General features: G+C 36.2%; 24 protein-coding genes. 18 read left to right on the forward strand and 6 right to left on the reverse strand.

Features of this window, described 5'->3' with window-relative positions; genetic code table 11:
* Positions 1–23: 23 nt before the first annotated feature.
* The 4 genes from ACZLO7_RS09260 to ACZLO7_RS09275 all read left to right on the forward strand — a co-directional run bounded on the left by ACZLO7_RS09260 (position 24) and on the right by ACZLO7_RS09275 (position 7,239).
* On the forward strand, positions 24–446 hold the full coding sequence (locus ACZLO7_RS09260; protein ID WP_464941073.1) for an NUDIX hydrolase: 423 nt from the start codon (positions 24–26) through the stop codon (positions 444–446).
* Positions 447–966: 520 nt separating this feature from the next.
* The gene (locus tag ACZLO7_RS09265) at positions 967–2,052 is read left to right on the forward strand and encodes a glycosyltransferase family 2 protein (protein ID WP_464941072.1); all 1,086 of its coding nucleotides are present in this window, start codon (positions 967–969) and stop codon (positions 2,050–2,052) included.
* A 370-nt stretch (positions 2,053–2,422) separates the two neighbouring features.
* On the forward strand, positions 2,423–6,457 hold the full coding sequence (locus ACZLO7_RS09270; RefSeq protein WP_464941071.1) for a beta strand repeat-containing protein: 4,035 nt from the start codon (positions 2,423–2,425) through the stop codon (positions 6,455–6,457).
* Positions 6,458–6,774: 317 nt separating this feature from the next.
* Positions 6,775–7,239 carry an SMI1/KNR4 family protein gene (locus tag ACZLO7_RS09275; RefSeq protein WP_464941070.1) on the forward strand — a complete coding sequence of 155 codons (465 nt, stop codon included), beginning with the start codon at positions 6,775–6,777 and terminating at the stop codon, positions 7,237–7,239.
* A gap of 112 nt (positions 7,240–7,351) precedes the next feature.
* Here ACZLO7_RS09275 and ACZLO7_RS09280 read toward each other — a convergent pair whose 3' ends face one another.
* A complete protein-coding gene (locus tag ACZLO7_RS09280) occupies positions 7,352–8,374 on the reverse strand; it encodes a DUF2332 domain-containing protein (RefSeq protein WP_464941069.1) in 1,023 nt (340 codons plus the stop codon).
* Between the two features lie 125 nt (positions 8,375–8,499).
* Between ACZLO7_RS09280 and ACZLO7_RS09285 the strand changes: the two genes are divergently transcribed.
* The 10 genes from ACZLO7_RS09285 to ynzI all read left to right on the forward strand — a co-directional run bounded on the left by ACZLO7_RS09285 (position 8,500) and on the right by ynzI (position 14,570).
* A complete protein-coding gene (locus ACZLO7_RS09285) occupies positions 8,500–9,297 on the forward strand; it encodes a GNAT family N-acetyltransferase (RefSeq protein WP_464941068.1) in 798 nt (265 codons plus the stop codon).
* A 28-nt stretch (positions 9,298–9,325) separates the two neighbouring features.
* Positions 9,326–9,541 carry a hypothetical protein gene (locus ACZLO7_RS09290; protein ID WP_464941067.1) on the forward strand — a complete coding sequence of 72 codons (216 nt, stop codon included), beginning with the start codon at positions 9,326–9,328 and terminating at the stop codon, positions 9,539–9,541.
* A gap of 52 nt (positions 9,542–9,593) precedes the next feature.
* Positions 9,594–10,166, forward strand: a complete 573-nt coding sequence (locus tag ACZLO7_RS09295; protein WP_464941066.1) for an HAD family hydrolase — start codon at positions 9,594–9,596, stop codon at positions 10,164–10,166.
* Positions 10,167–10,293: 127 nt separating this feature from the next.
* The gene (locus tag ACZLO7_RS09300) at positions 10,294–10,824 is read left to right on the forward strand and encodes a hypothetical protein (protein ID WP_464941065.1); all 531 of its coding nucleotides are present in this window, start codon (positions 10,294–10,296) and stop codon (positions 10,822–10,824) included.
* 44 nt (positions 10,825–10,868) lie between these two features.
* Positions 10,869–11,333 (forward strand): NUDIX hydrolase, encoded by a 465-nt coding sequence (locus ACZLO7_RS09305; protein ID WP_464941064.1) that lies wholly within the window; start codon positions 10,869–10,871, stop codon positions 11,331–11,333.
* A gap of 12 nt (positions 11,334–11,345) precedes the next feature.
* Positions 11,346–11,780, forward strand: coding sequence for a GNAT family N-acetyltransferase (locus ACZLO7_RS09310; RefSeq protein WP_464941063.1), 435 nt, complete (start codon positions 11,346–11,348; stop codon positions 11,778–11,780).
* 153 nt (positions 11,781–11,933) lie between these two features.
* A complete protein-coding gene (locus tag ACZLO7_RS09315) occupies positions 11,934–12,419 on the forward strand; it encodes a ribonuclease FAU-1 family protein (protein ID WP_464941062.1) in 486 nt (161 codons plus the stop codon).
* Between the two features lie 36 nt (positions 12,420–12,455).
* Positions 12,456–13,100 (forward strand): HAD hydrolase-like protein, encoded by a 645-nt coding sequence (locus ACZLO7_RS09320; protein WP_464941060.1) that lies wholly within the window; start codon positions 12,456–12,458, stop codon positions 13,098–13,100.
* 173 nt (positions 13,101–13,273) lie between these two features.
* A complete protein-coding gene (locus ACZLO7_RS09325; protein WP_464941059.1) occupies positions 13,274–13,804 on the forward strand; it encodes a GNAT family N-acetyltransferase in 531 nt (176 codons plus the stop codon).
* Between the two features lie 628 nt (positions 13,805–14,432).
* On the forward strand, positions 14,433–14,570 hold the full coding sequence (ynzI, locus tag ACZLO7_RS09330) for a small membrane protein YnzI (protein ID WP_464941058.1): 138 nt from the start codon (positions 14,433–14,435) through the stop codon (positions 14,568–14,570).
* Positions 14,571–14,734: 164 nt separating this feature from the next.
* Here ynzI and ACZLO7_RS09335 read toward each other — a convergent pair whose 3' ends face one another.
* Both ACZLO7_RS09335 and ACZLO7_RS09340 read right to left on the reverse strand, forming a co-directional pair.
* Positions 14,735–15,976, reverse strand: a complete 1,242-nt coding sequence (locus tag ACZLO7_RS09335) for an MFS transporter (RefSeq protein WP_464941057.1) — start codon at positions 15,974–15,976, stop codon at positions 14,735–14,737.
* 232 nt (positions 15,977–16,208) lie between these two features.
* Positions 16,209–16,829, reverse strand: a complete 621-nt coding sequence (locus ACZLO7_RS09340; RefSeq protein WP_464941056.1) for a YdcF family protein — start codon at positions 16,827–16,829, stop codon at positions 16,209–16,211.
* A gap of 375 nt (positions 16,830–17,204) precedes the next feature.
* On the opposite strand from ACZLO7_RS09340, the gene ACZLO7_RS09345 reads away from it, so the two are divergent.
* The gene (locus ACZLO7_RS09345; protein ID WP_464941055.1) at positions 17,205–17,690 is read left to right on the forward strand and encodes a GNAT family N-acetyltransferase; all 486 of its coding nucleotides are present in this window, start codon (positions 17,205–17,207) and stop codon (positions 17,688–17,690) included.
* Positions 17,691–17,898: 208 nt separating this feature from the next.
* Positions 17,899–18,537, forward strand: a complete 639-nt coding sequence (locus tag ACZLO7_RS09350) for a LysE family transporter (RefSeq protein WP_464941054.1) — start codon at positions 17,899–17,901, stop codon at positions 18,535–18,537.
* A gap of 129 nt (positions 18,538–18,666) precedes the next feature.
* Here the strand turns inward: ACZLO7_RS09350 and ACZLO7_RS09355 are convergent, their stop codons facing one another.
* From ACZLO7_RS09355 to ACZLO7_RS09365, 3 genes are all read right to left on the reverse strand, one after another.
* Positions 18,667–19,101: a hypothetical protein gene (locus ACZLO7_RS09355; RefSeq protein ID WP_464941053.1), complete on the reverse strand. Its 435-nt coding sequence runs from the start codon at positions 19,099–19,101 to the stop codon at positions 18,667–18,669.
* 502 nt (positions 19,102–19,603) lie between these two features.
* Complete coding sequence (locus ACZLO7_RS09360) at positions 19,604–19,810, reverse strand: hypothetical protein (protein WP_464941052.1); 207 nt, start codon at positions 19,808–19,810, stop codon at positions 19,604–19,606.
* Complete coding sequence (locus tag ACZLO7_RS09365; protein WP_464941051.1) at positions 19,811–20,992, reverse strand: DUF418 domain-containing protein; 1,182 nt, start codon at positions 20,990–20,992, stop codon at positions 19,811–19,813.
* Positions 20,993–21,091: 99 nt separating this feature from the next.
* Between ACZLO7_RS09365 and ACZLO7_RS09370 the strand changes: the two genes are divergently transcribed.
* Both ACZLO7_RS09370 and ACZLO7_RS09375 read left to right on the forward strand, forming a co-directional pair.
* Positions 21,092–21,796, forward strand: a complete 705-nt coding sequence (locus tag ACZLO7_RS09370) for a response regulator transcription factor (RefSeq protein WP_464941050.1) — start codon at positions 21,092–21,094, stop codon at positions 21,794–21,796.
* A 3-nt stretch (positions 21,797–21,799) separates the two neighbouring features.
* Positions 21,800–23,473 (forward strand): sensor histidine kinase, encoded by a 1,674-nt coding sequence (locus ACZLO7_RS09375; RefSeq protein ID WP_464941049.1) that lies wholly within the window; start codon positions 21,800–21,802, stop codon positions 23,471–23,473.
* The last annotated feature ends 211 nt before the right edge of the window (positions 23,474–23,684 follow it).

Below are 23,684 nucleotides of genomic sequence, written 5' to 3' on the forward strand. Positions count from 1 at the left end.
TTTATATAAGGAAGGTGTTAAAAATGACAGAAGTAAATAAAATTGTTGTCGCAGTAAAAGGGATCGTTTTTAATGAAGGAAAAATATTAATTGTTCAACGATCTCATGATGATGACATTGGTGGTGGAACTTGGGAATGTGTTGGGGGAGAAGTAGATTTCGGGGAAGATTTAGAAGGGGCATTGGTACGAGAATTTAAAGAGGAAGCTGGTCTAAATGTTGCTGTTCTGAAGCTTTTATATGCAACCACGTTCAAGATCACTCCAACTAGACAAGTGGTAATTTTAACTTATTTATGTAGAAGTAAAGATTGTAATGTAGTGCTTTCCAAGGAACATATTGATCATCGCTGGTCAACAAAAGAACAATCAGAATTATTATTAACTCCAAAAATAATTAGTGATTTCAAGAAAAATAATGTGTTTTCTTTGAAAGAGTGGCAATGATACACATTCTTCGATTAAGTGAAGCCTTGAACCCCAATCAATTATAAGGTTTAGGTATTGGTGCTGTAGTTGGAGTTTCTTTAAGTATTATTTCTACTATTGATACTGTCTCTAATCTATCTTTCCCTAGCATGAACACTATTTTTGTAAGCATTATTTTAAAATAATGTCCATGGTGTTTCTTGGCCATGGTTGGTAAATTAGTCGTCAAAAAATAATGGATGAGATGCAATAAAGTAATAGTATTAAGGAAAGTTAAATCTTGAATTTTTTATTTCCTTTATTGATTTAGCATAGGAGAAAATAGCTGCTTCCTATATTAAATATTTGTTCTAAATTGTATATTATAAAACAGAAATTTTAATAAAATAATTTAATGAATAAGAGCGTATAAACCAAATTTGTATAAGCGAGTAACAATTCTTTCTTTTACACAAAAAATTGACACAAGAAGGAACCTTTTCATGTCCTTGACGGCCTTTTGAGCATATACATATAGGACGGAATTGGAGGGATCTGTTTGGTAACAATAAGTTTATGCATGATTGTTAAAAATGAAGAAGAAGTAATCGGTAGATGCTTAGCTTCAGTGAAGGATGTTGTAGATGAGATTAATATTATCGATACAGGTTCAACAGATAAGACAAAGGATATTGTGAAAGAATATACGGATCGTATTTTCGATTTTGAATGGATTGGAGATTTTGCGGCTGCCAGAAATTATTCATTTGAACAGGCAACATCGGATTACATTTTGTGGCTAGATGCCGATGATATTTTTACAGATGAAAATCGTGAGAAACTGAAAGTATTAAAGGAAACTTTAGAATCTGCAATTGATGCAGTTTCAATGAACTATAATTTATCACATGATGCAGAGGGGAATGCCATTACTTCATTAAGAAGATATCGTTTGGTGAAAAAAGAAAATAATTTTAAATGGGTAGGGTCTGTCCATGAATTTCTAGCAGTCTCTGGTAACTTATTTGATAGTGAAGTAGCTGTATCGCATATGCCACTTAGTCACGATAGCAATCGTAATATACGGATTTATGAAAAAATGTTAAAGGACGAACAGCCTTTCTCGGCTCGTGATACTTTTTACTTCGCAAATGAATTAAAAGACCATGCTCGTTATGGGGAAGCCATTATTCAATATGATACTTTCCTTGATTCAAAATTGGGCTGGATTGAGGATAATATACGCGCGTGTTTTAACTTAGCAGATTGTTATAGTTTCTTGGAAGATAAAGAAATGGCATTTAAGTCATCATTGAGATCTCTTCAATATGATGTGCCACGGCCAGAAGTCTGCTGCCGTATTGGCTTTTATTTTATGGATCAGAACAAAAACAAAGAAGCTATTCATTGGTATGAAAAAGCGATTTCATATAAAAATGAATTAAAACTTAGTTTTCAAAATAAAAGTTTCTCAACTTGGCTGCCTCATTTACAGCTTTGCGTCCTTTATCATCGATTAAATCAATTAAAAAAATCATATGAACATAATGAAATGGCGCTTAAATATAATCCGACTAATCAAACCATTATTAATAATAAAAAGTATTTTGAGGACAATGTGAATTTGGAAGAAAAGACATTTTAGAAAGTGAAAATTACAGATAAAAGCCTTTGCTGATTCATTTTTCTGGATAAATTTAAAAGAACGATTGGAGAGTATTCTTCAGCCGTTTTTTTGTTTTGTTGTCGAAAATGTTAATAGTTTTACTTGAGGGTTTTAATAGATTAAGAAATTTTTAATTCTGATACCTATATTGTATTGCAGGGATATTTTGGATATAAGCATATCCCATTTTCACTTTACAGTTTAATAGCATACTAGAGAAATACATAATTATCAGACTATCATGAATGAGATGATTATCCGATTTTTTTTTTTTTTTCTGTCACACTACAATCGCCTAATATTAATCTATTTCACGAGAATAGTATGTATATGATGGTAGGTGATATTAATGGACTCAAATAAAACGAGGTGTCCTATTTGTAATAATTATCAATGTTCTTGTAACGCTAAAAAAAGAAGGCCTACAAGATGTATTAGATATTTAGATTATATAGATCAATGTGAACAATGTGAACCTATTTCTATAATAGATCATTGTCATAATAGATGTAAAACGGGACCAACCGGAGCAACAGGATCAACTGGTACAACCGGACCAACGGGAGCAACTGGGGCGACAGGAATCACAGGGCCGACTGGAGCAACAGGACCAACAGGATCGACTGGGGAAACAGGACCTACTGGAGCAACAGGGTCAACTGGATCTACTGGTGCAACGGGAGCAACAGGGTCAACAGGGTCAACGGGATCAACTGGAGCAACTGGAGCAACTGGAGTAACTGGAGCAACTGGTGTAACTGGAGCAACTGGTGTAACTGGAGCAACTGGTGTAACTGGAGCAACTGGAGCAACTGGTGTAACTGGAGCAACAGGACCTACTGGAGCAACGGGACCTACTGGAGCAACTGGATCAACTGGAGCAACAGGACCTACTGGAGCAACGGGACCTACTGGAGCAACAGGACCTACTGGAGCAACGGGATCAACTGGAGCAACAGGACCTACTGGAGCAACGGGACCTACTGGAGCAACAGGACCTACTGGAGCAACGGGATCAACTGGAGCAACAGGACCTACTGGAGCAACAGGACCTACTGGAGCAACAGGACCGACTGGAGCAACAGGAGCAACAGGACCAACCGGAGCAACAGGACCTACTGGAGCAACGGGATTAACTGGAGAAATCGGACCAACAGGATCGACCGGAACGACTGGTGAAACAGGAGCAACAGGACCAACAGGGTCAACCGGATCGACTGGGGAAACAGGACCAACAGGATCAACTGGAGCAACAGGGTCAACAGGGTCAACGGGATCAACTGGAGCAACTGGAGTAACTGGAGCAACTGGTGTAACTGGAGCAACTGGTGAAACAGGAGCAACCGGAGCAACAGGAGCAACCGGAGCAACCGGAGCAACAGGAGCAACCGGAGCAACAGGATCGACTGGAGCAACAGGACCAACAGGATCAACTGGAACAACGGGACCAACAGGACCAACCGGAGCAACAGGGTCAACTGGAGCAACCGGAGCAACCGGAGCAACAGGAGCAACCGGAGCAACTGGATCGACTGGAGCAACAGGAGCAACAGGAGCAACCGGAGCAACCGGAGCAACAGGAGCAACCGGAGCAACAGGATCAATAGGAGCAACAGGATCAACTGGAGTAACAGGACCGACTGGTGCAACGGGATCAACTGGAGCAACAGGATCAACTGGAGCAACGGGATCAACCGGAGCAACAGGACCAACCGGAGCAACAGGAGCAACAGGACCAACCGGAGCAACAGGATCAACTGGAGCAACAGGAGCGACTGGAGCAACGGGATCAACCGGAGCAACAGGATCAACTGGAGCACCGGGATCAACCGGAGCAACAGGACCAACCGGAGCAACAGGAGCAACAGGACCAACAGGAGCACCAGGATCAACTGGAGCAACAGGAGCGACTGGAGCAACGGGATCAACCGGAGCACCAGGATCAACTGGAGTAACAGGACCGACTGGTGCAACGGGATCAACTGGAGCAACGGGATCAACCGGAGCAACAGGACCAACCGGAGCAACAGGAGCAACAGGACCGACTGGTGCAACAGGATTAACTGGAGCAACAGGATTAACTGGAGCAACAGGATCAACTGGAGTAACAGGACCGACTGGTGCAACGGGATCAACTGGAGCAACAGGATCAACTGGAGCAACGGGATCAACCGGAGCAACAGGACCAACCGGAGCAACAGGAGCAACAGGACCAACCGGAGCAACAGGATCAACTGGAGCAACAGGAGCGACTGGAGCAACGGGATCAACCGGAGCAACAGGACCAACCGGAGCAGCAGGATTAACTGGAGCAACAGGACCGACTGGAGTAACAGGAGCAACTGGAGCAACAGGTGGAACTGGAGCAACAGGACCAACCGGAGTAACAGGATCAACTGGAGCAACAGGATCAACTGGAGCAACGGGATCAACCGGAGCAACAGGACCGACTGGAGCACCAGGATTAACTGGAGCAACAGGACCGACTGGAGCAACAGGACCGACTGGAGCACCAGGATTAACTGGAGCAACAGGACCGACTGGAGCAACAGGAGCAACAGGATCAACTGGAGCAACAGGATCAACCGGAGCAACAGGACCAACAGGAGCAGCAGGATTAACTGGAGCAACAGGGCCGACTGGAGCAACAGGACCGACTGGAGCAACAGGATCAACCGGAGCAACAGGATCAATAGGAGCAACAGGACCGACTGGTGCAACCGGAGCAACAGGAGAAACAGGAGCAACAGGACCAACCGGACCAACCGGAGCAGCAGGATTAACTGGAGCAACAGGACCGACTGGAGCAACAGGACCGACTGGAGCAACAGGACCGACTGGAGCAACAGGATCAACCGGAGCAACAGGATCAATAGGAGCAACAGGACCGACTGGTGCAACAGGAGCAACAGGAACAACAGGGTCAGCAGGATCAACCGGAGCAACAGGAGCGACTGGTGAAACAGGATCAACTGGAGCGACTGGTGAAACAGGATCAACTGGAGCAACAGGAGCAACAGGATCAACAGGATCAACCGGAGCAGCAGGATTAACTGGAGCAACAGGGTCAACCGGAGCAGCGGGATTAACTGGAGAATCCGGACCAACCGGAGCGACTGGAGCAACTGGTGAAACCGGAACAACGGGAGCAACAGGGTCAACCGGATCGACTGGAGAAACCGGACCAACCGGAGCAACCGGACCGACTGGAGTAACTGGAGCGACAGGAGTCACCGGACCAACAGGGTCAACCGGAGCAACAGGACCAACGGGACCAACAGGGTCAACCGGATCGACCGGAGCAACAGGACCAACGGGGTCAACCGGAGCAATCGGATCGACCGGAGCAACGGGACCAACTGGTGCGACAGGAATCACTGGGTCGACCGGAGCAACGGGACCAACTGGGGCGACAGGAATCACTGGGCCGACCGGAGCAACTGGAGCAACAGGACTAACAGGGTCAACCGGAGCAACGGGAGCAACGGGAGCAACGGGATCAACAGGATCGACTGGAGCAACGGGACCAACTGGTGCGACAGGAATCACTGGGCCGACCGGAGCAACGGGATCAACTGGTGCAACTGGAGCAACGGGACCAACCGGACCAACCGGACCGACTGGAGCAACTGGTGCGACAGGAAACACCGGGCCGACTGGAATAACAGGAGCAACCGGAAACACCGGACCGACCGGAATAACTGGAGCAACAGGAGCAATCGGAATCACCGGGCCAACAGGAGCAACCGGACCAACGGGAATCACAGGGCCGACCGGAGCAACCGGACCAACGGGAATCACAGGACCGACCGGAGCAACCGGACCAGCGGGAATCACAGGACCGACTGGAGCAACCGGACCAACTGGTACAGGAGGAGTAGTCCCATTTGCATCAGGAGGCGCAGTAACAATAAATTCACTATTAACAGGGACACCTAATACAGGAGCTATTATTGCATTTGGCAATAGTACTACTAGTGTAGGGATTGGTAATGCTACAGTAAATCTTCAAAATATTAGTAATGAAGCATTTGTCGTTCCACGTGCTGGAGTAATTACAAATGTTGCTGGATTCTTTAATGTTACGGTTGCTCTTAATATAGCTATTTTAGGTACAGCTACTATTACGGCACAAGTATGGATATCACAAAATCCATCATCTAACGTATTTGCACCTTTAGCATCGACTCTTATAAGCTTTACACCTTTAGCTGGTGCCATAGCCGCTTTTACTACATTAAATGGTGCTCTTGCAAATTTAAATGTACCAGTAAATGTAGGAGATCGTTTAATTATGGTATTCTCTGTGGCTACTACAGGGTTAAGTGTAGTAACTGCTATTACAGGTACAGCAAGTGCGGGTATTACAATTAGTCTTAATTGAAGTAGCATAAAAAATAATAGGTATCATTTCAGTTAGTTTGGTAACGACTGAAATGTTACCTATTTTCTTCACTAAAAATTAGGTAATCGAGTGAAGCAATTCTTTTCTTGAAAGATGGAAATAATCAGCACGAAAAAAAGTTTCTAGTAGGAGTATTTATTTCCATGTTATTAAAAGTGGATTGTAGAATACAGGGAAGTAAAGTCTCTTATGAAAAAAATTATTATAAATCAAGTAGTGAATATACTAAATGCTGCATAGAATATATTAAAGAAAAAAATAATGTGAGACTATGAACTGGTGGGGGATGATAGAAAATGAGATTATCATCGTATGAAGCTGCTAAAGAGTTAATATTAACCGAAGAAGAAATAGCTAGTTTTGTAGGACCTCAACCAAGCAATATACTTGAGCAAATAGAGAAAGTTTTAGAATTAGAAATAATAGGATCATATAGAAGTTTTCTAGAAACATTTGGTGCCGGAATCTTTGCTGGTGTTAAAATTTTAGGTATTTCTAGTGATGATTACGAGAGCCCTTCAATGTTAAATGGTATTAATTACACATTAACATTGAGAAAAGAAATTGGCTTACCTAGTAATCTTTTAGTTATTTATAATCCAGGCAATGGTGAACTATTCTGTTTGGATTTCAATCAAATAAAAGCAGGCGAACCAGAGATTGTTTCTTATATGCCAGCTTTAGGAATGGGTCTAGAATACGAAGCAATTGCAGATAATTTTGGAGAGTTTTTATATGAAATAGTCTGTGACGAGTTATAAAGTGAAGTTGGTATTGTAATCAGAAAATCACACCTATTGTGATTGAAAATATAGAACTCATAGCTAAGGACAAAGAGGAACTGTTCTATCACAGTTCCTCTTTGTGTTGTATTTATTTCCAAGTAAACCAACGTGCGTGACCGTCAGGACGTTCAAATACTTGCTCTTCATATATTTCTTTATAGAAATAATCACGATGTAAATCGGCATCGAATAGATTGTTGTAGATATGGTAAACTTCTTTGTTTTGACTAATTGTCTGCAGTTTTTGCACCAGTCGTTCCTTTTGTTCTAAAGGTATCTGATTTGCAACATGAGTGTGAAACACGCAAATAATAGAATCAGGATCTACTTGCTGTACTATGTCTTCTAATAATTCCACTGCATTGCCGTCTATTAGTTCGATTTCTAAATTTTGAATCACATTTATCGCTGCATTAAACAATTTGCGACGATCTGCATGTTCCGGCCAAATTAGTGCGTTTAACCACTCCACATCGTCTTTGTTTTTCACATTATTTGTGTGTAAATCAATGCCAATTCTTTTACTAATAATAGGAGGGGTTTTAATGGAATCGGGTAAAGTATCACCTTTATTAGTAGATTCTATAAGTACTTTAGAATCTGATTTCCCGATAATGTTGTCTCCATTATATTGATAAGCATATTGATCTAATCCGAGTTGGAGTCCAGCACTCGTGCCTATTTCAATCAGTGTTAGAGGTTTGTTGTGCTTTGCATAGATATCAGTGAAAATGGGATAAAGGTAAGCACATCTTCTAACTTCATTGGTTTGTACCAGTTTTGTTTGAAATAAAGAAATTAACGTATCCCAATGCTCAAGGCAAAAAGCTTTAAAATGAGGAAATGCCTCTTCTGGATTTTTTGCGTTCGATACAAAACTTGGATAGAAAGAGCGCAACTCTGTTGAATTACAACTATTTAGTAAATATTGTACACTAGCAAAAAGCAAATTCGGTTTCGGCTGATCTTGTGGGATGTGACTAGCTAACTCTAATATAGAGTCATCCTTAGCGATTTCATAAGATAAATTTTCATATAAACGACTAGAATCAGCGCATTCCTTCTCAGCAAATATAGTAAAATAACGACTGATTTTTTCTGAAACGATCATATTTTCACCGTCCTATATTTTTTGTTGATAGTGTATTCTGTTATAATTATTATACAAAATATTCATAATTTAGTAAATTAAATCATGTGGTAGTGTTTTAAATTTATACAAAAAGGGTGAAAATAATGCAATTAATTTCTAACATTGTCATGCAAAGTGAGAATAATACGCTAATTTCTAGATTAAATACGTTTAAGTCTAACAATGATAATGAATTGGGATCTCATATAAAACAGTTTGGTTCAACTCTTGCTTTTCAAGTACGGGGTATATCTGGAACCGCATTTAATACTGTCAGAAATCTCAATAACGAAGACCTTATCTATCTACCAGAAATTGAAGAATGGTATAACCAACAAAACGTGGACTTTCAGATTGAGGTGGCACCACAAAATGCGAGTAAAGATTTGTTTCGAGAATTACATAGACTGCACTTTATTCAAACAGATTTTCATGCAACCTTTAATGGTGATGTTCGAGAAATTGCCAATGGTAAATGCGATTCAGATTGCGACATCCAGTTATTACAGAAAGAAGAGTTTAATGATTTTGCGGATATCTATGTAAAGGGATTTGGATTGCCTGAATTCATTGCAGATGGTGTTAAACAAAATAATGAGATTTTATATGAAATTGAAGGTTGGCAATTCTTTAAAGCAATTATAGATGAAAAGATGGTAGGAATTGCTGTTTTATATATCCAGGATGATGTCGCTACTTTAGCAGCGGCAACAACACTGCCAGAATATCGAGGTCAAGGAATACAAAAAGCACTTATTAAAGCAAGAGCGCAGTATGCGTTAAAACAAGGGGCGATTTATTTGACAAGTGAAGCAAAATTCGAAAGTATTAGTCATGCTAATATGCTAAAAAGTGCAATGGATTTAGTGTATACAAAGGCAATTTACAATAAGTTCAACTAGCATTATTACAGGTAGGTGAATATATAGAATGAAGAAATACTTTTTAATGTTTGCTTCAATTATTTTATTCCTATCAATCGTATGGCGCTTTTGGTATATTTATCAGCCACGAACTGGACCGCTAGGAGATAAACTAATACCTGAGTTAAGTAATCCGGTCTTTTGGTCGGGAATCATCAGTAGCTTTTTTGTATCTGCTTTTGCATTTTCACGTGCTATGGATTTATTTAAACATGGAAAGTAGAAGGCAGATAAAGGAGAACTCTTTTATCAACCAAATCTTCCAGGAGGATTATATGAAAGCCGTACTTTTTGATTTAGATGAGACGATTTTAAATCGAGATGCGTCGCTGCTTGCGTTTTTAGATGATCAATTTGAAAGGTACTTCAATGTATGGGGACATATTGAAAAAGATAGAGTGATTAAAAGAATAGTTGAGCTAGATGCCAGGGGGTATGTTTGGAAAGATAAAGTATACGCTCTACTAATTGAAGAATATCAGCTGGAAGTCTCAGCTGAAGAATTATTAAACGATTATACAGATAGATTCCATTATTTTGTAATAGGCTTTCCAAAATACAAAGAAGTTCTAGGTGAATTAAAAAGACAAGGTTATCTACTTGGTATGATTACGAATGGGAAAATTGTCATTCAACGAGCAAATATTCAAAGTCTCGGAATAGCAGATATGATGGATGTCATTGTAGTTTCTGAAGAGGTCGGGATGAAAAAGCCGAATAAAGACATTTTTGAATACGCATTAACTAAATTACAAGTGTCGCCGAACGAGGCGGTTTTTATTGGTGATAACCCAACTAATGATGTAGAAGCAGCTTTTAATGTGGGGATGGTAGGTATTTGGAAGTGAGATCATCTGCTAGAGTCATATACAACCAAGTATGTTATTGATAAACTAGATGAAGTTTTCAATTTGCTTAAGCTCTTCGAAAAGAAATAATTTAATGCATATATTTTGCAAGGAAGTAGGTACTTGAATGATTTTATATTTTATTATTGGAGCAGAAATTGCTTTTTGGCTATTGATTATAGCTGGATTAGTATTACGCTATATTTTGAAATTAAGGCGTATAAGCATTTGGGTATTAGCAGCAACACCCCTAATTGATCTCGTACTCATTGTACTGACGGCGTTAGATTTAAAAAACGGGGCGACAGCAAATACTTTTCACGGTTTATCAGCCATTTATATAGGTGTATCTATAGCCTATGGAAAGCAAATGATCGAGTGGGCAGATCAACAATTTAAACGCTTTATATTAAAAACAGGTGAACGACCGACAAAATTATATGGGAAAGAAAAAGGAAAGCGAGAGGCACTAGGTTTTGTTAAACATATTATTGCTTATATCATAGGATCATTAATTTTGTGGGGCATGCTATTAATATTAGGAAAAGACGAACAGACAATAGCACTCTATCAAGTTTGGCGTATTTGGTCGATTGTCTTATTAATAGACGGAGTCATTAGCATCTCCTATTTGTTCTTCCCAACAAAGAAAAAATAAACTTTAAGCATTGCAACTAAATTAAATGAGAGGAAGTGGATTGTGTGAGCTATGTAAGTGAAATTAGAAAGCTAGTTGGAAATAGTCCATTAATCTTACCAGGGTCTGTTGTACTTATAGTAAATGAAATGAATGAGTTATTATTGCAGCACAGATCGGACGGTGGCTGGGGGTTGCCTGGTGGTTTAATGGAGCAAGGTGAGAGTTTAGAAGAAACAGCGAAAAGACAAGTGTTAAAGGATACAGGATTTATTATTGATAATTTACAATTGTTAGGTGTATTTTCTGGTGAAAGTTATGATAGTAAAGTAGTAAATAGTGATGAAGTATATCCAGTAACCGCAGTTTATATAACGAGAAATATTACAGGTGAAATGAAAAAAGACCAAGAAGAAACGGGCGATTTAAAATATTTTAATATCGATCAGATGCCAGATTCTTTAACTGAAGAGTATAGAGGATATATTATGCCTTTCAAAGAATCTATCTTGGGAGTAAATGAAGACTAAGGGGTGGCTGTAGTGGCTTTTATTCGATTTGCAAATGAAAAGGATTTAGCTGATATAACTTATTTAATGGATGAATTGGGATATAAAACCACTCAATTAGAAATGAAAGAAAGACTTGAAAAATTGAGTAGTCATTCTGATTATCATACATTTGTAGCAGAAATCGATCATCAGGTAGTTGGACTTCTTGGATTACATATTGGATTAGCTTATGAATTTAGTGGCTGTTACGGCAGAATCCTTTGCATGGTAGTAAATCGGAAATTTCGAAGAATGGGTATAGGCCAACAGCTAGTGGCTGAAGCAGAGAAACAAATTATTAAAAATGAAGGAAATGCCGTTGTTTTAAATAGTGGAAATAGAGTGGAAAGAACAGACGCTCATAAGTTTTATTTAGACCTGGGTTATAGCTTAAAGAGCTCTGGTTTCGTCAAGAAACTAGTTTAGCTTAATACAAAAGTAATAAACTATTAATTCTAGTACGAGGGGCCGAGGGGCTATATGGTGTTTGGATATTTAATAAAAGCGGAGAATTGAGGGAGCTACCATTGTTAAAAAAGCGATTTGTTACTAGAGAAGATTGGGCAAGAATCATTGAACGTGAATTTCAATCAACTGTATATTTCTGATAAAGATTATACAGGATATATTGCCTTATTAAATTTAAACAAAGTAAAAGAACCATTATGGACATCTCATTGCAACAAGAAGATTTGTATTGTCGATAATGGATATTCTTGGCTTCAACAGCTCCCTGAGAATGAACATTTTGCTATTACTACAATGTTCAACGAATCGAATGAAATTATTCAATGGTATATAGATATTACAACTCATAATGGTACCGAGAATGGTGTGCCCTATATGGAAGACCTGTTTTTAGATTTAATTGTCTTACCTACAGGAGAAATAATAAAAAAAGATTTAGAAGAAATTGAAGAAGCGTTAGATGAAGGTTGGATTACAAAAGAACAATATAATTTAGCTTTCTTTACTTTCAATACAATCTATGAAGAGTTACAGAATGATACGTTTAAATATATAAAATTAAGTAATGTACATAGAGAGTGTTTATTGAGATGTTAAAAACGACTTGTAAATCAGAAGGGAGTTATATGAATTTTGACTAGTACAATAATCTTTGATATGGATGGCACATTATTTCAAACAAATCTAATTTTGGAACCAGCATTAGAAACGACATTCAACGAGCTCAGAAATAAAGGTTTATGGGATAGGGAAACACCAATTGATCAATATAGAGAAATTATGGGGGTACCATTAAACGTAGTGTGGGAAACGTTATTACCACAACATTCACTAATGATACGAAATGAAGCAAATGATATTTTTCATGAACAATTAATTCAACATATTAATAAGGGAAATGGCGAGCTATATGAAGGGGTAGAGGCTACTTTGGAAATATTAGCAAATCATTATACCTTATTTATAGCCAGCAATGGACAAGTGGAATATTTGCAAGCAATAGTAGGGAAGTATCAATTAAATCGGTGGATTAAAAAGACATATAGCATTCAGCAAGTTGAAAGTGGTAGTAAATCAGATTTAGTAAAAGGTATTATACAAGAAAGTAATATTACGCAAGGTTATGTTGTAGGAGACAGGATATCGGATATTAATGCAGCTAAGGACAATCAATTGATTGCAGTAGGATGCCAATTTGATTTTTCCCAGCCAAGTGAATTAGAGCAAGCCGATTTTGTTATCCAACATATGACTGAACTAACCTCAATTGTGATATAGGGTATGATGAAAAGTCCCTAAATTCGTAAAAAATGGAAATTATATAATTTTTTATTTGTGTTAACCAATTATATTTTGTATATTTAAATTAGATTTTACAATGAAGGGACTGAACTATGCGCAGATATCAATAACTTTAACCCAAGCGAAAAAACATATTGGAGGGAAAAGTATTGATTACAGAACTACACACAAAAAGATTATTTTTAAGAAAAATGAAAGAATCTGATTCATCTAGTTTATTTAAAATTTGGTCAGATCCAGATGTTACTAAATTTATGAATGTTAGCAATTTTACTGATGAAAACCAAGCAAAAGATATGATAAATTATTTAAATGAATTGGCACTAGAAAACAAAGCTGCTCGTTACTCAATAATTGAATTTAATTCTCATGAGATTATAGGTTCTTGTGGGTATAATACAGTTGATTTTGAAAATGAAAAAGCAGAAATTGGATATGACTTTGCTAAAGAGTTTTGGGGTAAGGGATATGCTTCAGAAGCAATTAATACTTTGCTAGATTATGCATTCTTTGATCTAGGGTTAAATAGAATCGAAGCAAAAGTAGAACCTGAAAATATAAATTCTATAAAGGTTTTGCAAAGGTTAAACTTTGTATTCGAAGGAACTCTAAGACAGGCCGAAAAGTCTAAAGGAAAGTTTAGCGATCTTAGTATCTATTCTAAATTGAAAACAGATTGATTTGATTTCAAAAGCTTATACTTCTTGAAAGTATAAGCTTTTTTTTATTGCTATATATTACATTTGCTATTTTTGGTAATATTAACCTAATGCTCAGACAGGGAGGTTAATTATGAGTTTATATTTGCCAATAATTATTACTTTGGGATTTATTTGTCTTCAAGCAACGGTAAGCAAAAAAGGCATTTTGTGGGCAAGTTTTTCTGTGGCATTACTATACATGGTTCTAGCGTTTATGATAGCTCCGTATTATGAATGGGTCTTTATTCTAGTATGGTGTTGCTTAAACTTTTGGGTGATGTTTGTAGCAGCTTGGGCGACGCGACTTAAGTATTAATTAAATCTTTTAAGACACCGTTTATCTAGTAATGAATGATTAGCCAAAATACTTATGAATCTTTCTTTTAACGTGAACAACTGATTGGAAGAAGCTAGCGAAAAAAGTACTTGGGCCTATATCTTTAGAAGAAATCATTTCATGGCATACAATACAAAAGGAGTTCCTATAAAATTATAGACGGAAATTAATAAAATGGTGTTATAAGTAATAAATATATAAATAGTTCATTTGGTTGCTAGGAAAAAGTAAATACCGTATGAATATTACAATTAATTGGGGGGAGTATTGATGAAGTTTGCGAATAAAAAACAAATTCAACGGCTTTATCGAGAACAAATCCGCAATAAAAAAGACCAAGATTATAGTTTTATTGAAACAATCATTTTGATTGTAATTGTAGCATTTTTCATCTACTTCAATTTTTAAATCTATAGTTATTGGAGTAAGTTATTTTATGAATTGATAGGTGAACAATTAAACGATATAAAATAGTATACATTATAAACGAAACGTCCACTCAGTTCATATCTGAACTAGAATGGACGTTTTTTTTAATCTTTTTAAGTAATGCTCAAATGTCTACTATTAGATTATTCAATATCAACATTTTGATTCATATCAATAATTGATATCGACAACTGTTTTTTATTTATCAAAAGAATGATAAACGACAAAAATAAAACAATCGAAGAAATTATAAATACAGTGACGATATTAAATCGTTCTCCTATTACCCCGAATAACAGAGTGGAGACTCCAAAAGTAACCATATTAATAGAACTTTGAGCAGCATATACTTTGGCTAGAATTTTTTCTTTGACCCTACCTTGAATCAATGTATTAATGGCTATCATGTACAACTCATGGAATAAACCATAAATACTACTAACCAAAAGAGCGAGTAATGGATAACTGTTGATCCCAAATAGAAAAGTCATAATAGAAGCAACAAATCCACATATCAATATGACAAGTTGGATGTTTCGGTTAACTAAATCAGATTTTGTATACCCGAACAAACCACCAAAAAATAACCCTAGAAAGAAAGAAGCATTAATATACCCCCACCACTCAGTACCTTCATGCAATCGTAACTCTATAAAAGGGTATAAGATAGAAGACACCCAAACAGGAGCGGCAAATGAACCTAAAAACAGAATGACTTGAAGTATACGAAGTTTATTATCTACCATTATTAATTTCCATCCCTCTAAAAAAGAATGCATAGTACTTTCTTTTTCAGATGATGGTGTAATCAGTTTCTTCTCTTCGATTTTAATAAATGTCAGTAAAAATGTGGACATAGCATATAAAATAAACGTTAAGATTAGCAATCCATTTGAATGCAAAAGCACTGCCAACATCCCTCCAACTGCCCAACCACCCATATTAATGAATTGGTAAACAGAAGACATAAGACTATTGGCTTTTAGTAAGTAAGCCTCTTCAATAAGCTCAGGAATAATCGCGCTACTAGTAGGATGGGCAAAACCATCCAAAAAATTAATACAGAAAATAAGTATATAAATAATCATAAACGTATCAATTGAAAGGAATAGTGATACATAAAGTGATAGCACAAGTAATATACATGTCTTCACGAATTGAGAATTCAATAAAATTGACTTTAATTTAAATCGATCAATTAGAAGTGGAGCGACCAAGCCACCTAAAAATCCGCCAGACAAATTAATGACGGGAACTAAAGAAACATAAAACAAAGAATCTGTCACACTAAAAACAGTTGTGATGAGAGCGACAATGTAAAATGTATCGCCAGCATTGGCTACAGACTCTCCAGCTAGCAATGCATAAAATGATTTATTTTTCAACGCAAACAACCCCTCTTATTTAATTGTTCAAGAGAAGATTGTTGTCTACATTGGCGTCACTCCTTAAATGATTTTAGAATTATTTTGTTGAATTTGAAGACCGAATCCATATTAGCAGAGGGGCGTTTGCTAAAAATGGGAATATTTATAAATAAATGATAACATAATAAGTATGAAAAGTTGCATTTTTTAAAGATTTTCCTGAAAAAAGCTTGGGAATAATATCTCATCATCAGCTTTCAGATATTTCTATTATTTCGTCCATAATACTTCCTTGCTTAACATAGTTAATTATTTTATTTACTTCCATTTCTACTCGCTCTCTACCATAAGAAGTTAGGAACCAGTTATCTAATTTTGTAGTTGTATCATCTACTGAACATATTGAAAATTGGATCCAATCAGGCAAATAGGTTTTAAGATTTAAAAGAGTTCTTCTCATGTGATAGCTGCTAGTAACAACTAATATTCTCTTAATGTTATGTAATTCAAATGCACGATCAAGTATAAGTAGGGAAGCAAGAACATTTTCTTTAGTATGAAGTGAATTGTTCTCTATTAAAATATCTTCTTCGGCAACTCCTTGTTCAACTGCGTTTTGTTTTAATAACTGTGCCTCGGTTAAATTTGTCCCTTCCCAAATAACTCCACCAGAAAATAATATTTTCTTAGCTCTCCCTTCATTATATAGTTGTATGGCCTTTGGTAAGCGGTATATTACAGCTTTACTACTACCAGGAACAAAAATTACATCTCCCTTCTCAAAATCATCTGCTAGGTTTTTGAATAGAAGATCTGTGAGTTGAGAGTCTGATAGTTTATCAGAGTGCAACTGAGAAATATTTATTTTCATAAAATCACCTCGAAAGTTTAGTAATCAATCCACCACAGCATTTATACAATGTCTTGGTATTTAGTTTGGCATTGTACTTGCTTAATTTACTGTACGACAATGCACCTATATGAATAATTACCATAAATCTGTTTCTATAAATATAGTATAGCTAACCTGCGTACAATTTTACCAAAATTAACAATTTTTGTTACGTATTTTAATGTTGAATAAGACAAATGAAATTTGTAGCATGATGGTTAAGGTATTGATGTATAATTGCTTTTCCTGTTTACATATGTACGAAACCAGGCAATGAATAAAAAGACTGATGAATTTTCAATTAAATATGGGACAATACATATAACGTTATTTCCAAAATAAGGAGTGTTATAAATGTCCAAGCAAATAATTTTAAGAGCAGCGACAAATAAAGACCTTGCAGCATTACATAAAATACAAGTAGCCGCTTTTATGCCACTATTAATAAAGTACAATGATCTTAAAACGAATCCGGCGAATGAACCAATCGAAAAGTTAGCAAATAGAATAGCTGAAACGTATTCAGATTACTATGTAATTTACTATGGACAAGACATAGCTGGAGGGATTAGAGTTGTTCCAAGGGAAAATAACCGAACAAGGATAAGCCCGATACATATTTATCCTATTTTTCAAGGCAAAGGAATCGTTCAAGAAGTTTTTAAACAAGTAGAACAGAAATACAATAAAACAAGACAATGGGAACTAGATACGATAAAACAAGAAAAGTGGAATTGCTATTTATATGAAAAATTAGGTTATTGTAAGACTGGAGAAGAAGTAGAAATCAATAGCGAGATGACGTTAATTCGTTATTTGAAAAGGGCAGAAAAAAGATAGGATAAAAAAAGAGAAGTTTAAGTATATTAACAAGTGAAGGGAAAAGCTATATACTTAGTAGAATTTTGGACAGCCACTTATTGCAACTTTCCTTGGAGAGTAGCATCTTTAACTTCTATTTTTGTTAATATTCATACGGTTGCATAATAATTAATTGTATATTAATATGTTTAAGTGTATATAAATGCATTGTGAAGGGGGTTATTAGTTGGTTACATTATTTTTAACGAATATTTTACTAGGGCTTTCCATTGCACTACCTGTTGGAACAATTACTATTGAGATGACGAAGCAGGGGCTTAAAAACGGCTTTATGCATGGTTGGGTTGTTGGACTAGGTGGAATGACAGTAGATTTAGTACTTATTTTATTATTGTACTTTGGTTTAGCTTCAGTACTAGCTGTTCCTTTCATTCAAACCTTCTTGTGGTTGCTCGGTGCATTATTCTTACTGTATGTCGGCTATGATAGTATAAAAAATGCCGGTCATGGTATATCACTGTCAGGCGAGAAGTCGTCTAAATCACTGAAATCATCTTATTTTAATGGCTTACTTGTAGCCGTTTCACCTGGGAACTTAGTGTTTTGGATAAGTATTTTCGGACCGATTTTGATTAATTCGTTTGATGCTTCAAACACGATTAATTTTCTTGTAATAGGGGCTGGGATATTAATAGGGATCTTGATACATGATATTGGTTTAATGACAATAATTGCTGGTACGAGGAAGGTATTAAACATTAGATATATTCAATGGGCTTCCGTTCTTGCGGGGGTAATACTAATTGGTTTTAGTGTCTATTTTTTCATTGAATTTTATAGGAATGTAGGAACGCTAAGAGGTTAATAATTGCCTTAATGCAAGACCAGTAGAAACAGTTATACATATACCTAACATTTCTTCAATGCTTATAACAAATATGTCTATAAGGCACTTTAACGAGACTTGAATTCAGTCAAGTCTCGTTATTATATTTTAAATTTTTAATAATTGCTCTATATGCTCCAAATTACCGATATAAACATAAATAATTAATGGTATTAGGATTATTAGGAGTATGGGAACTAGATAAAAAGCGTAGTTTTCTTTTCTGTGTAGGTGGCCTGCAAAACTAATTAACAATGCTGATACACTTAAAAAGCTCACTAACCACATATTAAGTAATTGTTTTACATCATTTTTTAATAAGGCAATTTTTAGTTCGTTTTCTTCTGTAATCTCAATAGTAAATTTCTCTTTTTCGAAAAAATTCTCTTTTATAACTGTTACTTCTTCTGAATTCTCCTCCATTGAATAACCACCAGGATAAATATTGAAAAAGTAAGCTAAAATCCCAGCTATTAAACAGAATAAGACCATGAAAATAGAAAAAAAACCAAGTTTTCTCTTAGATATTTCTTGCTTTAACAAAAAACCCCTCCTTTTTATAAAACTACATATCCATTATAATACTAAATTTCCTTTTTAAATTCATATAGAAAAAACAGCGCTATATTTGAATATAATGGAAATTATATTGATGTGAGATGAAAGTATTAGTTATTCATCTTTTATTCTTTAACATGAATAAGAAATATTTAGTTTTGATTGAACGAATATAAATCGTAGTGAGTCTAACATTTAGAGGGGTGAATGATGGATAATGAAACGATAAAAAAGGCCATTGAAGGAAATGATGAATCCTTTCTACAAGTAATGCAAGTACACCGGGATGTCTTGTTTTAGAAGGTAGCGCTAAAGTTAAATTGATTCACAAAATTCATAACGAAGTAAAAGGGACATCACTAAAATGAAGATGTCCCTTTTATATTTACTGCAGTAATAGCTTGCTTCTAAAATAATTTTTTGGTTTTATAAAATATAAAGTAGGCTAAAAAACGATGGACTTTAAACATCCTTTACCTCCAACTTATTATTCTGATTCTCGTTCTCGTTCTTGACTTACTAATCTAATCACAGTATCTGCAAGTGATAAAACTGCTGTAACACGTAAAAGTAAAAAAAGATATTCCTTTTTCTCTGTTGTTGTTTGAAATAGAGAAGGTAGTTGCTGTGTAATATTATAGATTAACAAGAGTGCAAGAACTGTACATATGCATGCCATTATAGCTCTTTTCATTTATCTTACGGCCTTTGACTTTACACGACCATTCCAAGAAAAATTTGTCACGATGCGTAGCAATAATTCTAATGGACCTCGTTTAAATTTCTTTAAATATATCGTGCTGATAAAGCATTGAGTGGCAAAAATGAAGAAGCCAACCAAAATACTGTTGAATGTACCTAAATTTCCGAAGAGGCCTAGTCCATAGCCATAGAAAATAGTCGTACAAATAACAGATTGCATTATATAGTTTGTAAGAGATAACTTTCCAACGCTCTCAAATGCTCGGAAAGGTAGTGCTTGTGAGTGGCTAGAAAATAGATAAGCAAAAGCAGCCATATAGCCTAAAGCCAAAATTGGCCCACCTCCCGTTACACCAAGGGGAGCCCAATCACTTTTCTCTGCTAAATGCCCTATTATCTTTAAAATAAGGCCAAGTGGTATGAAAATCAACATGTATTTAAAGTATGATTTTCGTTCTTCCTTAGGTTTTGCGAATATGTTTAATTTCGCCGCTGCCATACCAAACAAAAATAATGGAGCCATAAAAATTGGAAGTACAAAAAGTAGGAATAATGAAGAAAATGGTTCTTCTTCATACATGACAGTCAGAGGATCTTCCCCGTTATTACGATGATCTTTGATTTCTAAATACGTACCATTTTTATATATGGTAGTAGTTTTTTCTACATAGCTTGCAGTTATAGTTTTTTCCTTTTTAGTTTCTTCAATTTTTCCGTAGCTTGTTGCAGTAATTAACAACAGTAAAACAACACCCCAAATTATTAACGTCTTTGGTTTACGATTGATGAAGAAGAATAAAAAGAAACCAAAACCCCCGTAAAAAGTGAGGATATCACCTTCCCAAATAAAAATACTATGCAATAAACCTAAAGTTATAAGCATTAAAAAACGTCTTACTAAAAACCAACGAGATTTTCTACCTTTATCTCTTAAAGATTCGATTAATTTAATTAGTGAATAGCCAAACAAAAAAGTGAAGATAGGCATAAATGTACCTTCTACAAAAATTTGGATAAATTTATAAGAGCCGAAATTGAAATCGGATAGGTTATAAAATGATATTTGATCTTTGCCAAACATGCCATATTGAAAAATAAGCAAATTGGCAAGTAAAATACCAAATAAACTAAATCCTCTTAAGCTATCAACTAATTGGACGCGCTGTCGTTCCAAAAAAATTCCTCCTTAAATACTCTCTATTTGTTAGTATAAATAGAGAATCTTATGTTGAACTGAAAACAAACTTAAAATTACCTTAAATTGGAGAGTGCAATGAGAATGGATGCTAAAATATTAGTCGTAGATGATGAACAAGCCATAGCAGATATGGTAGACATAATTTTACGAAAGGAAGGTTTCTCACATGTAGACATTTGTGGAAGTGTAGAGGAAGCAACTAAACAAGTTGAAAATGAAAAATACGATTTTTTTATTTTAGATATTATGCTACCCGATGGTACAGGGTTAGAGCTTGCGAAGAGGATTCGTAAAGAAAATAGCGCTCCTATCTTCTTTTTAACAGCGAAAGTCTCAGATGCTGATATTTTAAGGGGCTTTATGTCTGGTGCAGATGACTATATTACAAAACCGTTTAACCCATTAGAATTAGCCGCTCGTGTGAAAGTACACAGTAAGCGATACAGTGAATTAAGAAATGTAACAAATCTAGAAGATATATATGATTATGGGCGCTTTCAGCTTAATATTTCAGCTGCAGAGCTAATTATAGACGGAGAGAGGACAGTTTTATCTGGTAAGCTCTTTCATTTATTACAACTATTTTGTCAGCACCCTGGACAGGTTCTATCAAAGGAACAGATTTACGAGCAAGTATGGGGTGAGGATCATTTTATTGATGACAATACTATAATGGTCCATATTCGAAAACTGCGTGAAAAAATTGAAGTTGACCCAGGTCGCCCAGCTTATTTAACAACAGTAAGAGGTGTTGGCTATAAATTAGTAAGGGGGGAGTAAGTCATGCGTTTATCGAGCAAGATGACTTTTCGATTTATAAGCTATTTTGCAGTATTTTATATAGTATTGCTTTTATCAGTCATGTCTTTAATCTTTTATGCAATATATCAAAATGACAAGGCGTCGAGTTATGTAAACTTAATGACTATGGATAAAATGGATATTGAAATGGATATAGAAGAGAAGAATGGAAATTATAGATTATCTCAAAAGTTAATCAATTCAGCAGAAAAAAGTGGGGGAGTTATCCATTTGCTTGATGAGAAAGGACAATCGCTAGCCAGTTCAGAAAAACAAGCCGTATCCTACACCATGAAGGAATTAGTAGAAATTGAGAAGAATGAGCAGGGACATATTTGGCAAATTAAAAACGATCAATATCTTGTGTTTATACAGAATAATACAGCCGAAAAGTTACTTGAGGTTATCTCAGCAAAGGGTATTCAACATATTTCTAGAACAACAATGCAACATCTATTGAAATCGGATGCCATAGTAGAACAATATAGCGCAAATGGTCATCGAGAGGAGATTCTATTTGGTAAAGAAACAAAAGAACTTGAGCCAATAAAGATTTTGATGGGGAGTGGGAATTTAACAGAGACGAAAGAGCTAGTAGCTTCAGAAGTATTACCGAATGGCTCATTACTTGTCGTCCGTATGAAAAATCCATATTACAATCCAATGGAACCTATTTTTATGAATAGTTTGAGAATGGGATTGATTGCGATTGCGATTTTCCACGTTTATTTGTTAATCCTTATCGTAATTTTTTCAGCTTTTATAGGCAATCGTTTTGGAAGACCTGTTTTGCATTTTTTAAAGCGAATTGAGAAATTAGCAGGACAAAACTTTAGCTTTGTAAGCGATCATAAGCTAAGGCGGAGAGGTGACGGACGTTTTAAGAGAAAATATCGTATTTTTGATGAAGTGGATCAGTCACTGACACAACTTTCTACTACTTTAGCGGATAATGAATGCAAAATCCAACAGAGTGAAAAGTTACGCGAAGAATGGATTACTGGACTTTCTCATGATTTGAAAACACCGCTTAGCTCTATCTTTGGTTATTCTAAAATGCTATCATCAACAGATTATGAATGGTCACAAGAAGATGTGCGGAAATTTGCTAATACAATGCAAGAAAAAGCGAAATATATGGATGCTTTAATTGAAGATTTGACGTATACGTATCAACTAAAAAACAATGCAATTGTTATTTCTAGAGAAGACGTGAATTTGAAAGCTTTTTTACATGAGTATGAAAAAAATACAACTTTTGAAAATGTGAAAATAGAGCAAGTGAATTGTGAAATACATATATTAGCTGATTCTATTTTACTGAAACGCATCCTAGATAATATTGTAGGAAACGCAGAAAAACACACTTCTGAAGGAACGCCGATTTATTTGCAATTGAGTAATTTAAATAGTAAGGTGCAATTGCAAATTCGTGATGAAGGACAAGGCATTCCTAAAGAAGAACTCGATAATTTATTTAATCGCTATTACCGAGGAACAAATACAACTTCAGAAGCTTCAGGAACAGGACTTGGACTTGCGATTACAAAGCAGCTTGTTGAAGCAATGGACGGAGAAATTACTGTCCATTCCAATTCATTGGGAACGGTAGTGAATGTTGTATTTCCTGTGTTGCGCTACTCGAGCGAACTTTAGCGCTACCCGAGCGGTCTTTATCGCTACCCGAGCGGTCTTTATCGCTACTCGAGCGGTCTTTATCGCTACTCGAGCGGTCTTTATCGCTACTCGAGCGGTCTTTATCGCTACTCGAGCGGCCTTTATCGCTACTCGAGCGGTCTTTATCGCTACTCGAGCGGTCTTTATCGCTACTCGAGCGGTCTTTATCGCTACTCGAGCGGCCTTTATC

It is taken from the genome of Viridibacillus sp. d25.2, assembly GCF_055456015.2.

Excerpts from the sequence above, each read along its gene's own strand:
- ACZLO7_RS09260 (WP_464941073.1), top strand. The coding sequence starts at position 24 with ATGACAGAAGTAAATAAAATTGTTGTCGCAGTAAAAGGGATCGTTTTT.
- ACZLO7_RS09270 (WP_464941071.1), top strand. The coding sequence starts at position 2,423 with ATGGACTCAAATAAAACGAGGTGTCCTATTTGTAATAATTATCAATGT.
- ACZLO7_RS09275 (WP_464941070.1), top strand. The coding sequence starts at position 6,775 with ATGAGATTATCATCGTATGAAGCTGCTAAAGAGTTAATATTAACCGAA.
- ACZLO7_RS09280 (WP_464941069.1), bottom strand. The coding sequence starts at position 8,374 with ATGATCGTTTCAGAAAAAATCAGTCGTTATTTTACTATATTTGCTGAG.
- ACZLO7_RS09285 (WP_464941068.1), top strand. The coding sequence starts at position 8,500 with ATGCAATTAATTTCTAACATTGTCATGCAAAGTGAGAATAATACGCTA.
- ACZLO7_RS09290 (WP_464941067.1), top strand. The coding sequence starts at position 9,326 with ATGAAGAAATACTTTTTAATGTTTGCTTCAATTATTTTATTCCTATCA.
- ACZLO7_RS09295 (WP_464941066.1), top strand. The coding sequence starts at position 9,594 with ATGAAAGCCGTACTTTTTGATTTAGATGAGACGATTTTAAATCGAGAT.
- ACZLO7_RS09300 (WP_464941065.1), top strand. The coding sequence starts at position 10,294 with ATGATTTTATATTTTATTATTGGAGCAGAAATTGCTTTTTGGCTATTG.
- ynzI (WP_464941058.1), top strand. The coding sequence starts at position 14,433 with ATGAAGTTTGCGAATAAAAAACAAATTCAACGGCTTTATCGAGAACAA.
- ACZLO7_RS09340 (WP_464941056.1), bottom strand. The coding sequence starts at position 16,829 with ATGAAAATAAATATTTCTCAGTTGCACTCTGATAAACTATCAGACTCT.
- ACZLO7_RS09345 (WP_464941055.1), top strand. The coding sequence starts at position 17,205 with ATGTCCAAGCAAATAATTTTAAGAGCAGCGACAAATAAAGACCTTGCA.
- ACZLO7_RS09360 (WP_464941052.1), bottom strand. The coding sequence starts at position 19,810 with ATGAAAAGAGCTATAATGGCATGCATATGTACAGTTCTTGCACTCTTG.
- ACZLO7_RS09370 (WP_464941050.1), top strand. The coding sequence starts at position 21,092 with ATGAGAATGGATGCTAAAATATTAGTCGTAGATGATGAACAAGCCATA.
- ACZLO7_RS09375 (WP_464941049.1), top strand. The coding sequence starts at position 21,800 with ATGCGTTTATCGAGCAAGATGACTTTTCGATTTATAAGCTATTTTGCA.